Below are 11,441 nucleotides of genomic sequence, written 5' to 3'. Positions count from 1 at the left end.
ACAGAGGGTTTTTTATTGCACGCATTTCAGCAAATACTTCAGGCGCATGTTCTGCAGGAAAGTACGCTAATCGACCAGTTGCAGCTGAGGCTGCTGCTGAGGTGCGACATTCTGAATACGCACATCCATCTGCGGATAGGGCAGGTCGATGTGGTTGGCGTCCAGCGCCTCTTTAATGTTTTCCAGCAGATCGTAATAGGTGTTCCAGTATTCGATATTGGGAACCCATACGCGCACGTAAAAATTCAACGCTGAAGCGCCCAGTTCGCCCAGACGAACGGTTACCCCACGTTGCTTATCGATGCGGCTGTCCTGCTCGATAATGTGATTAATAACTTGCTTAACCTCTGCAATCCGACTCTGATAACCCACACCAATCACCAGATCGATACGACGAAAAGGGTGACGGGAATAGTTAATGATGTTGTCAGCGATGATCTTACCGTTTGGAATCACCACTTCTTTGCTGTCCGCGGTTAGCAGGGTGGTGGAGAAGATGTGCACCTTTTCTACTGTTCCGGTGACTGCACCAATCTGCACTACTTCTCCGGCGCGAAAAGGCCGCAGGGAAACCAACAGCACGCCAGCGGCAAAGTTGGAAAGCGAGCTTTGTAACGCGAGGCCAATGGCCAGTCCGGCGGCACCGATGACGGCAATAATGGAGGATGTTTCAATACCGATGCGACCTAATGCGGCGACGACGGAAAAGGCGAGGGTAATGTAACGTACCAGCGCGGTGAAGAACTGAATGATCGTTCTGTCGACTTTACGTTTAAGCAGTAACTTTTCCAGCCCACGAGAGAGCAGACGAGCGATAAATTTACCGATAAACAATAAGATCACGGCGGCAACGATATTCCAGCCGAATTGAATGACAGCATCGCTGTGCCCGGCGATCCACTCAAGGCCGCTTCTTATTTTCGGGAATAATAAAAAACCACTCATGGTATTACCCTGTAGTATTTAAAAATGATAACAATTCAAATAACTATTTAATTTTCATGCGAAATATAAATGCTTTCGTCAGTGATATTTGCTGGTGATATTAATTAGCGTTTATTTGAGTACTGTTTGTCTTTTTATGTCCGCTAAACCGGAACGTAAAAATCAGCGCGAATGGTGCGGTGAAGTGGGATGAAAAGATTGTGCATTTGTGCGAAAAATACGGCCGATTATCTGATAATTAAGCGGGAGAGGGGGATATGTGTAAAGTTTCGTCACTCAAATCCCTTACCGGATGGTTAAATGTCAGGCGATTAGCCATCCGGTAAGGAATCTTAATGCTGGGGGTATCACAGGCGCGAGCGATCAATGTTCGTCGGTTTGTGCAGGAGCTGTCTGTTGCGGCTGAGTGGTCTGCTGAGATTCTTTTTTGTCCTGGTGGTGATGCCACGCACCAATGGCGGAGTAGACGAAGCGTCCGAAGAAGAAGAGAAAGCTGATAAGCAGTACGATCCGGATCATGCGACTGTTAAATCGGTGTCGTTTGCGTAGGCTGGTAACCTGGCTCACAAAAGGTTCCTTGTAGTGTACCCAACTGAGGGCGATACTCACATTAAGGCACACTGAGAGGGAATGGTCAATTCTTCCTTATGTAAAATTGCTTCAGTTGTTTTTTCTTCTTATGTTATGGAAATTAATATTATTATTTGCATGAATAATGTATTAACGATAAAAAATAATGAAAAGAGTAATAATTGATGAATGAGGGGCATGTTTTTTGATATGTATCAAGCATCACACTTTGCTGACAACTAAAATCGATGAATCATTGTGATGTATTTTACTTTATCGTTTTAAAGTCAGGTGGGATGCCTGTCTGAATACCCCCTACAGGATGTGTGGGATTCTACTGAGCATCTATGAAACTCAATAAAAATTATATTGGTATTAGAGATAGATGGTGGGCATTACCTCTCATCTTACCTTCTTTGTTGTTGCCTATATTGAGCACTGCCACCACCTATGCCCATATTAGTACGGGGACCGTAATTCTTTTCTACCTGCCGTTAGCGCTGATGATTAGCCTGATGCTTTTTTTTGGCTGGGCGGCATTGCCAGGTATTATCATTTCCATTATCTGGTACAAATATCCGCAGGTCGGGTTATTTGAAACACTTTCAATAATTTCGCACTTTATAGTTACAATCGTGCTTAGCTGGGGAGGATATAAAGTATTTTCTCCCCGACGAAACAACGTTTCCCACGGGGATTCTCACCTGATGTTTCAGCGTATGTTCTGGCAGGTCTTCTGCCCGGCAACGCTGTTTCTGATACTCTTCCAGTTTGCTGCATTTGTGGGTGTCTATGAAAGCAAATCCGGCATGGTGGGCGTTATGCCCTTCAATACAGGCACATTGATCAACTATCAGTCCATACTCGCGGGGAATCTTGTAGGTGTGCCGTTGTGTTATTTCATCATTCGAACAATTCGCAACCCCTTGCATCTGAGAGGCTATTTTTCTCAGTTAAAGCAGCAGTTTGATACCAAAGTGACTAAAACAGAGTTTGCGGTCTGGTTGATTATATTGACTGTGCTAATGGCAATGTTGTGTATGCCGCTCAATGAACAAAGCTCAATATTTAGCACGAATTATACCTTGTCACTGTTACTTCCCGTCATGCTTTGGGGGGCAATGCGTTACGGTTATAGATTTATTTCGTTGATATGGGCGGTCGTACTTATTACCGCAATTCATTATTATCAGCGCTATATGCCATGGTATTCGGGTTACGATACGCAGCTTGCCATTACCTCATCAAGTTATCTGGTTTTTTCCTTCATCGTGAATTTCATTGCTGTCCTGGCAACGCGTCAACGTTTTGTTACCCGGCGCAACCATCGCCTGGCCTTCTTTGACCCTATGGTGCATATTCCGAATTTGCGCGCTTTGAACCGGGATTTGAAAAACGCGCCATGGTCAGTGCTTTGCTTTTTGGGTGTTCCGGGCATGGAGCTGCTGGTGAAAAATTACGGCATTATGCTGCGTATCCAGTACAAGCAAAAACTGGCTCAGTGGATAACACCGTTGCTTGAACAGGATGAGCATGTCTATCAATTGTCAGGTAATGATTTAATCCTGCGTTTTAACACTGAGCTACACCAGGAACGCATTGAAGCACTGGACAGGCATATCAAGCAGTTTCGTTTTGTCTGGGACGGAATGCCTTTGCAACCGCAGGTTGGGATCAGCTTTTGCTATGTCCGTTCTCCTGTTAACCATATCTATTTGTTGCTGGGAGAGTTAAGTACCATTGCCGAATTATCGCTGGCAACCAATTCACCAGAGAATTTGCAGCGGCGTGGTGTGATGCACCTGCAACGTGACCTGAAAGATAAAGTTGCGATGATGAACCGTATTCAGCAGGCGCTGGAGAACAATCGTTTTTTCCTGAAGGCGCAGCCGATTTTTGGCGTGCGTGGCGACGTTTATCACGAAATCCTGCTGCGGCTTGAGGGGGATGACGGTGAAACTATTGCCCCTGATAACTTCTTGCCGGTAGCCCATGAGTTTGGTTTGTCATCCCGTATCGATCTGTGGGTGATTGAAAATACGTTGAAATTTATGGCGCAGAATCGGGAAAAAATGCCCGCCCACCGGTTTGCTATCAACTTATCACCCACCTCAGTATGTCGCGCGCGACTTCCTAATGACATCAATCAGTTACTGAATAAGTACAAGGTTGAAGCATGGCAACTTATCTTTGAAGTGACGGAAAGCAATGCCTTGACCAATGCGGAACAGGCACAGGCAACGTTGCTGCAGCTGCAATCACTGGGCTGTCAGATTGCGATTGATGATTTTGGTACTGGGTATGCCAGCTATGCGCGGCTGAAAAATGTGAATGCCGATATCCTGAAAATTGACGGTAGCTTTATTCGCAATATTGTTTCGAACAGCCTCGACTACCAAATCGTGGCCTCTATTTGCCATCTGGCGCGGATGAAAAGAATGCTGGTGGTTGCGGAGTACGTCGAAAGCGAAGAAATACGCAGTGCGGTGATTTCACTGGGGATTGATTACATGCAGGGGTATCTGATTGGTGAGCCACTGCCGTTGAGTGAAACTCTGGAAAAGCAGGTGCCAGATGAACTGACACCTGCTGAGATCTTATGCGGCGATATCGGGTGAGCTCTCTTCTTCAATTTTGAGTCGCCAGCCTGTTACGGCTTCCCAGTATTGCTGCTCTTTCTCCAGATCGAGCAGCACCAGCGCATTTTGGCTAAACCAGTCATGCGGGAAGCGTAAGGTCCAGTGGCTGTCGTCGGTTATCAGGGTCAAAGTCGGCGGTGTGGTGGTCGCCTGACGCTGATTATTCAACAGCACGCCCAGGCGCAGCAGCTGAATTAACGGCAGAAACTGTTTCTTCTTAAACAGCGTAAAGCGGGGCAAGTCGTCGAGCTTAATCGCTTTGCGATGATAACGAACTAATGTTGCCATCATCAGCTGTTGTTCCTGATTGAAACCAGGTAGATCGCTGTTTTGTAAGATATACGCAGAGTGGCGATGCAAACCGCTGTGGTTGATGTTCAGCCCAACCTCATGCAGCATTGCTGCCCAACGCAGTAACGCTTCCAGTTGGGGATTGGCCAGCTTTGGCTGCTGCGTATGCCACTGGTCGTACATTTGCATCGTCGTTTCTAGTACGCGCCGGGCCTGTTCGCTGTCAATGTTGTACTGGTTCGCCAGGCTGCTGGCGGTACGGCTACGAACGTCCTGGTGGCGAAAACGGCCTTCCATCTCGTACAGCACGCCTTCACGTAACGCACCATCAGAAAGGCGAAGTTCGCGAATAGCTAACGCGTCAAAAACGCCGCACAGAATCGCGAGTCCGGGTACAAACACTGCTTTTCTTTCTTCTGACAACCCCGGCAAGCTGAGCGCATCAAATGACGCGTGCTTCAACACTTCAGATGTCAGCTTGTCCAGACGTTCGGGGGTGATAAAACCGTCTTTTTCACCCATCTCCAGCAGCACTTCATGGGCTGCTTTAATGGTGCCCGATGCGCCCAGCGCAACGTTCCAGCCCTGAATGCGAAACTGCCAGGTTAAGGTTTCGAGCTTTTGCGCAGCCGCCATGCGGGCACGCTGGAAGTTTTCGCGGTTAATTACACCGCGCGGGAAATACATCTGGGCAAAGCTGACGCAACCCATACGGCGGCTTTCGACCAGTTTTGGCTCGAAATCTTCCCCGATCACCAGTTCTGTTGAGCCGCCGCCGATATCGATAACCAGCTTGCGACCTTTTTCCGGCTGCGTATGTTCAACGCCCATAAAGATCAATCGGGCTTCTTCGTTGCCGGAAATAATCTCAATTGGGTAGGGGATGACTTTTTCCGCTCGCTTGAGAAAATCAGTCGCATTCAGTGCCTGACGCAAAGTATGGGTTCCCACGATACATACGCTTGATGGAGGAAACCCCTGCAAACGTTCGGCGAACAGTGATAAACAGCTTAGCCCGCGCTCCATGGCCTCTTCGCTCAGCTTGTTATCTTCGCCGAGGCCATCCGCCAGATGTACGCGTTGTTTCAGTCGCCCAATAATTTGCATTGCGCCATCAACCACGCGGGCAATGACCATATGGAAACTGTTTGAACCAAGGTCTACCGCAGCAAATTCCTGCGGTCGTGGAGTCTTGTCGTGTATTGGCATATCTTTAGTCAGGTTGCTCGAGTGATTTGATGTAATCGTAAATCGCCAATTGTGACTGAACCTTACGGCGGTTTCCGCGCGGTACGTAGCGATTACTCAGTTCTTTATCAATAAAGCGGGCTTTCACCGTGTCGCTGAACAGGATATCGATAATATCCAGCACGCGTTGCTTAAGACGCGGGTCCAGCAGCGGCGTGGCGACTTCGATACGATAGTCGATATTCCTGGTCATCCAGTCTGCGGAGGAGAGATACACCTGCTTGTCACCCCCGTTCTCGAAGATATAGACCCGGTCATGTTCAAGATAGCGATCAACGATGCTGATAACGCGAATATTGTTGCTGATACCTTCCAGATTCGGAATCAAAGAACACATACCACGAATCAACAAATTGACCGGCACACCTGAGCTTGAGGCCGCATAGAGGCGGTCAACCAGACCTTTATCAACCAGGTTATTCAGTTTTAGCGTAATGCCGGAAGGCAGTCCTTGCTGCGCGTTGGCGATCTCTTTGTCGATCATCGCGTACAGCAGACGGCGTGAGTTCTGCGGGGAAACCAGCAGATAATCGAACGTCACCGGGCGATACGGGTTCTCGATGAAGTTAAACACCCGACGCACTTCGTTGGTAATGCGCGAATCGGCAGTTAGCAACGAGTAGTCGGTATACAGGCGTGCCGTTTTTTCGTTGAAGTTCCCCGTCCCGATATGCGCATAGCGCACGACTTCATCACCTTCTTTACGCGAGATAAGGAACAGTTTGGCGTGAATTTTCAGGCCTGGCGCGGAGAAGATGACGTGAACGCCTGCTTCGGTAAGACGCTTGGCCCAATGGATGTTGGCTTCTTCATCGAAGCGGGCCTGCAATTCCACCACCACGGTGACTTTCTTACCGTTGTGCGCGGCATGGATCATTGAATCTATGATGCGTGAATCTTTTGCCACACGGTAGATGTTGATCTTTATAGCCAGCACGCTCGGGTCGAAAGAGGCCTGGCGCAGCAGTTCAAGAACGTGCTCAAAGGTGTGATAGGGGTAATACAGCAGCACGTCGCGTTCACGAACGGCGTCAAAGCCGTTACGAAATTTCTCGTTGTCGAACCAGATATGGCGCAGACGTGGCAGCGGTTTGTTCACCAGGTTAGCTTTGCCAACGTTAGGGAAGTTAATAAAGTCTTTGAAGTTATGGTAACGCCCGCCGGGAACAATCGAGTCGTAGCGAGAAATCGTCAGTTTTTCACGCAGTACTTCGACCAGTGCATTGGGCATGTCACGCTGATAGACAAAACGTACAGGTTCTGCGGTCAGACGCTGTTTCAGGCTGGATGACATCAGCTCCATCAGGCTCGATTCCATCTCGTGCACCAAATCGTATTCGGCGTCACGGGTCATTTTCATCGAATAGGCGTTCAGTGCATCGTAGTCAAAGAACCCTTTGAAAATGTCGTCAAGGCAGTAACGTAAGATGTTGTCCAGCAGGATCATCGGTTTGCGACGGCGCGGGGTTTCCGGCGGCAGATTCACAAAACGGGGAACCTTGTCGGAAGGGATTTCCAGCAGCGCGTAGCGGATCGTATCACCACGGATAATTTCTACCGCCAGATAGGTGTAATCATCTTTCAAAAACTGGACTAAATCCGTCTCGCGGTTAATCAGGATCGGCGTGATGTGCTGGCGAAGATATTGCTTGAAGTAATGACGCAACCAGCTTTGCTGATTGACCGACAACTGGCGTTCGTTGATTAAGAAAATCTGATTGCGCGCCATTTCCAACAGCAACTCGTTGTACAGGCCGTCAAATTCCTGATCGGCTTTTAATACGCGGGCCTGGATTTTGCCTAACAAATGGCGGGAGTGAGAGTTTGAACCCTGTTCTTCGCTAATAATGATTCGGCGCTTCAGTTCGGCAAAACGAACCTTATAAAACTCGTCGAGATTATTGGAATAGATGCCTAAGAAACGCATCCGTTCGATCAACGGGTTTGACTTATCAGCAGCTTCCTGGAGTACACGTTCGTTGAACGCTAACCAGCTGAGTTCTTTCTCGATGTATAGCTTTTCCTGACCCATTACCACTTTTACTCCGTTTCATTCACGGGACACTACCGATTTATTATGGCGAGCATTGCTCTCAGATGTCCAACTGTGCCAGAAAAATATGACAATAAACCGTCTGATAGCAAAGAGAAAGGGGGAGCGTAGATGAATACCGGTGGTATTAACCGGAAAAGGTAGTTATGCCTGTAAGCCGGATGGTGACATTCGGCTTACAGGTTGGTTTTTTTATTATTCGTCGGCGGCGTAGCCTTGTGGAGGCAAACGAACGCCATCCAGCCATGCAGCGTTATCACGCATCTTCAGGCGACCATCGATAAACCAGCTTACCACCAGCGGGTAAATGGTATGTTCCTGAGCCTGAACCCGTGCCGTGACATCATCTTCGCTGTCGCCTTCAAATACTGGAACTTTGGCCTGGAGAATGACCGGTCCGCCGTCCAACTCATCCGTCACGAAATGGACTGAGGTACCATGTTCTTCATCGCCGTTTTCCAGTACCTGGCGGTGCGTATGCAGGCCGGGATACTTCGGCAATAAAGACGGGTGGATATTCAGCAATCGTTCAGCATAGTGAGCGACAAACGCCGGGCTGAGGATACGCATATAACCGGCCAGCACCACGACATCGGGTGCATAGGCGTCAATCTCTTGTATCAGTTGGCGGTCGAATGCTTCGCGACTGGCAAACTGGGCGGCTTCCAGCGAGTGTGCCGGAATATTCGCTTCGCGTGCGCGCTCAAGGCCGAACGCATCGGCCTTGTTACTGAATACTGCACGTATGGTGCCATTGATTTTTTTCTGTTCGCAGGCGTCGATTATCGCCTGCAAATTGCTTCCGTTGCCGGAAATGAGCACCACAATGTTTTTCATTCAATGACCACACGCTGTTCGGAATCAGAAGCTTTGATGATACCGATTTTCCATGCGTTTTCACCTTTCTCATTGAGCAAAGCAAGGGCTTTGTCCACTTCCGGAGCTGGCAGGGCGATAACCATACCTACACCGCAGTTAAAGGTGCGATACATCTCATGCTGGCTGACGTTACCCGCCGTTTGCAGCCAGTTGAAGACGGCTGGCCACTGCCATGAAGATTCGTCGATCACTGCCTGCGTGTTGTCTGGCAGAACGCGTGGAATATTTTCCCAGAAGCCGCCGCCGGTCAGGTGGGCAATGGCGTGCACATCAACCTTCTCGATCAGTTCCAGAATGGATTTCACGTAAATGCGGGTAGGGGCCAGTAAGTGATCGGCCAGCGGCTTGCCTTCAAGCTCGGTGGTTTCTGGGTCACAACCGCTGACTTCTACAATTTTACGCACCAGAGAGTAGCCGTTGGAGTGCGGGCCGCTGGAGCCGAGCGCAATCAGTACGTCACCGTCAGCCACTTTTGAACCGTCGATAATCTCTGATTTTTCGACGACGCCAACGCAGAAACCTGCCACGTCGTAATCTTCGCCGTGGTACATCCCCGGCATTTCAGCTGTTTCCCCGCCGACCAGCGCACAGCCAGACTGCAGGCAGCCTTCGGCAATCCCGTTAATGACGCTGGCTGCGGTGTCCACATCCAGTTTGCCGGTTGCATAGTAGTCGAGGAAGAACAGCGGCTCAGCGCCCTGAACCACGAGGTCGTTGACGCACATTGCGACGAGGTCAATGCCGATAGTGTCGTGGCGTTTCAGATCCATCGCCAGACGCAGTTTTGTACCAACGCCATCAGTGCCGGAAACCAGTACCGGTTCACGATATTTTTGCGGCAATGCGCACAGCGCACCGAAGCCACCCAGACCACCCATAACTTCCGGACGACGAGTTTTCTTTACTACGCCTTTGATTCGATCAACCAGAGCATTACCTGCATCAATATCAACACCGGCATCTTTGTAGCTAAGAGAGGTTTTATCGGTCACTGCCTGCTTCCCCACATGTTTACTTGCAGTAAAAGTTAAATTCGGCGCAATTCTAACAGGGAAAGCAAACGTTTGCGAGCCTGCTCTGCATCAAGTTTTATCTGCTGGTTTTTTCAGCATTTTACAATCATTTATCTATTTGTTTGAGCTGCGCCACGAAAATGAAACCGGGTACAGTCTTGTGCTTGAATCCTGTTAGCCGAATGCACAGTATCGTACTGAAACCGGTTTCTGTTTTCTGTTGCGGACCTCATCAACAGCGTTTTGCGCAGAGTCATCACGATAGGGGAAGGGTATGTCAGGATTTAAAGCAGATTTCATGTGGGGTGGTGCTGTCGCTGCTCATCAACTGGAAGGTGGCTGGCAGGAGGGCGGAAAAGGCGTCAGCGTTGCCGATGTCATGACCGCGGGAGCGCATGGGGTGGCGCGTGAAATTACCGACGGTGTGATTGCCGGTAAAAATTACCCTAACCATGAGGCCATCGATTTTTATCATCGCTATAAAGACGACATAAAGCTGTTTGCCGAAATGGGTTTTAAATGTTTTCGCACCTCTATTGCCTGGACACGTATTTTCCCCTTAGGCGATGAAGAACAACCCAATGAGGCTGGCCTACAGTTCTATGATGACCTGTTTGACGAATGCCTGAAATATGGCATTGAGCCGGTGATTACGCTGTCGCATTTTGAGATGCCTTACCATCTGGTGACGGAGTACGGCGGCTGGCGCAACCGCAAGCTTATCGATTTCTTTGTCCGTTTTGCCAGGGTGGTATTCACTCGTTACCAGCACAAAGTGAAGTACTGGATGACGTTTAATGAGATTAACAACCAGGCAAATTATCACGAAGATTTCGCGCCCTTTACTAACTCAGGTCTGAAATACCAGCCTGGCGAAGACCGCGAGCCGGTCATGTACCAGGCGGCGCACTATGAGCTGGTGGCAAGCGCGCTGGCGGTAAAGGTCGCGCGTGAGATTAACCCGGAATTACAAATAGGGTGCATGATTGCCATGTGTCCAATCTATCCGCTGACCTGCGCGCCAGACGATATGATGATGGCGATGAATGCCATGCACCGGCGTTACTGGTTTACTGACGTCCATGTGCGCGGCAAATACCCGCGGCATCTTCTCAACTACTTTGCCCGTCGTGGCTTTGAACTGGATATCACCGAGGAAGACCGTCAGGCGCTGGCCAAGGGCTGCGTTGATTACATCGGCTTTAGCTATTATATGTCTTTCGCGACCCAGGCAACGGCGGACAACCCACAGCTGGATTACGACGAGTCGAAAAGCCTGGTTTCCAACCCGTACGTGCAGAAATCGGACTGGGGCTGGCAGATTGATCCGGTTGGCCTACGTTATTCACTGAACTGGTTCTGGGATCATTATCAACTGCCACTATTTATTGTGGAGAATGGATTTGGCGCCATTGATGTGCGCGAGGACGATGGTACAGTTAACGACCAGTACCGTATCGACTACCTTGCCGCCCACATACGTGAGATGAAAAAAGCGGTGGTGGAAGATGGCGTGGATCTGATGGGATATACCCCGTGGGGCTGCATTGATTTAGTCTCTGCCGGGACAGGGGAGATGAAAAAACGCTACGGGTTTATCTATGTCGATAAAAATAATGACGGTAGCGGGACATTAACGCGCTCACCTAAAAAATCTTTTTCGTGGTATCAAAAAGTCATCCAGACCAATGCTGAATATCTTTAAAATTCATAGTATTGACAGCAAGCCCCGCCATCAGTGCGGGGCTTGTTTTATACTCATCATTCAGACGCAAATGACTTTGGTTGATCCATATCAAGCGT

The 11,441-nt window shown here is 49.1% G+C and carries 8 protein-coding genes; 2 read left to right on the top strand and 6 right to left on the bottom strand.

The genetic code is table 11. The features are described from left to right. Positions 1-66 precede the first annotated feature (66 nt). Together mscS and OGY10_RS20905 are read right to left on the bottom strand one after the other, a co-directional pair. Positions 67-945, bottom strand: coding sequence for a small-conductance mechanosensitive channel MscS (gene mscS, locus OGY10_RS20910; protein ID WP_008785447.1), 879 nt, complete (start codon positions 943-945; stop codon positions 67-69). Between the two features lie 363 nt (positions 946-1,308). After that, positions 1,309-1,512: a YfgG family protein gene (locus OGY10_RS20905; protein ID WP_008785446.1), complete on the bottom strand. Its 204-nt coding sequence runs from the start codon at positions 1,510-1,512 to the stop codon at positions 1,309-1,311. 350 nt (positions 1,513-1,862) lie between these two features. On the opposite strand from OGY10_RS20905, the gene OGY10_RS20900 reads away from it, so the two are divergent. Next, positions 1,863-4,133 carry a bifunctional diguanylate cyclase/phosphodiesterase gene (locus tag OGY10_RS20900; protein WP_191226938.1) on the top strand — a complete coding sequence of 757 codons (2,271 nt, stop codon included), beginning with the start codon at positions 1,863-1,865 and terminating at the stop codon, positions 4,131-4,133. Here the strand turns inward: OGY10_RS20900 and ppx are convergent. From ppx to purM, 4 genes are all read right to left on the bottom strand, one after another. Beyond that, a complete protein-coding gene (gene ppx / locus OGY10_RS20895; protein WP_032944195.1) occupies positions 4,113-5,654 on the bottom strand; it encodes an exopolyphosphatase in 1,542 nt (513 codons plus the stop codon). The genes OGY10_RS20900 and ppx overlap by 21 nt on opposite strands. Positions 5,655-5,658: 4 nt before the next feature. Beyond that, positions 5,659-7,725, bottom strand: a complete 2,067-nt coding sequence (gene ppk1, locus OGY10_RS20890; protein WP_286577361.1) for a polyphosphate kinase 1 — start codon at positions 7,723-7,725, stop codon at positions 5,659-5,661. 216 nt (positions 7,726-7,941) lie between these two features. Next, positions 7,942-8,583 carry a phosphoribosylglycinamide formyltransferase gene (purN, locus tag OGY10_RS20885; RefSeq protein WP_008785442.1) on the bottom strand — a complete coding sequence of 214 codons (642 nt, stop codon included), beginning with the start codon at positions 8,581-8,583 and terminating at the stop codon, positions 7,942-7,944. Continuing rightward, positions 8,580-9,617 (bottom strand): phosphoribosylformylglycinamidine cyclo-ligase, encoded by a 1,038-nt coding sequence (purM, locus tag OGY10_RS20880; protein WP_020996702.1) that lies wholly within the window; start codon positions 9,615-9,617, stop codon positions 8,580-8,582. The genes purN and purM overlap by 4 nt, the downstream gene beginning before the upstream one ends. 295 nt (positions 9,618-9,912) lie before the next feature. Between purM and OGY10_RS20875 the strand changes: the two genes are divergently transcribed. Next, positions 9,913-11,343 carry a 6-phospho-beta-glucosidase gene (locus tag OGY10_RS20875; protein ID WP_071446833.1) on the top strand — a complete coding sequence of 477 codons (1,431 nt, stop codon included), beginning with the start codon at positions 9,913-9,915 and terminating at the stop codon, positions 11,341-11,343. Positions 11,344-11,441 lie beyond the last annotated feature (98 nt).

Source organism: Citrobacter sp. Cpo148, from assembly GCF_030332375.1.
GTDB classification, from domain to species: domain Bacteria; phylum Pseudomonadota; class Gammaproteobacteria; order Enterobacterales; family Enterobacteriaceae; genus Citrobacter; species Citrobacter portucalensis.
Note: the sequence above shows the minus strand (reverse complement) of the source record. Positions and strands in the feature narration are given on the sequence as shown.

What these genes read in the sequence shown, in the direction of transcription:
- mscS (WP_008785447.1), bottom strand. Translation starts at nt 945, where the DNA reads ATGAGTGGTTTTTTATTATTCCCGAAAATAAGAAGCGGCCTTGAGTGG.
- OGY10_RS20900 (WP_191226938.1), top strand. Translation starts at nt 1,863, where the DNA reads ATGAAACTCAATAAAAATTATATTGGTATTAGAGATAGATGGTGGGCA.
- ppx (WP_032944195.1), bottom strand. Translation starts at nt 5,654, where the DNA reads ATGCCAATACACGACAAGACTCCACGACCGCAGGAATTTGCTGCGGTA.
- ppk1 (WP_286577361.1), bottom strand. Translation starts at nt 7,725, where the DNA reads ATGGGTCAGGAAAAGCTATACATCGAGAAAGAACTCAGCTGGTTAGCG.
- purN (WP_008785442.1), bottom strand. Translation starts at nt 8,583, where the DNA reads ATGAAAAACATTGTGGTGCTCATTTCCGGCAACGGAAGCAATTTGCAG.
- OGY10_RS20875 (WP_071446833.1), top strand. Translation starts at nt 9,913, where the DNA reads ATGTCAGGATTTAAAGCAGATTTCATGTGGGGTGGTGCTGTCGCTGCT.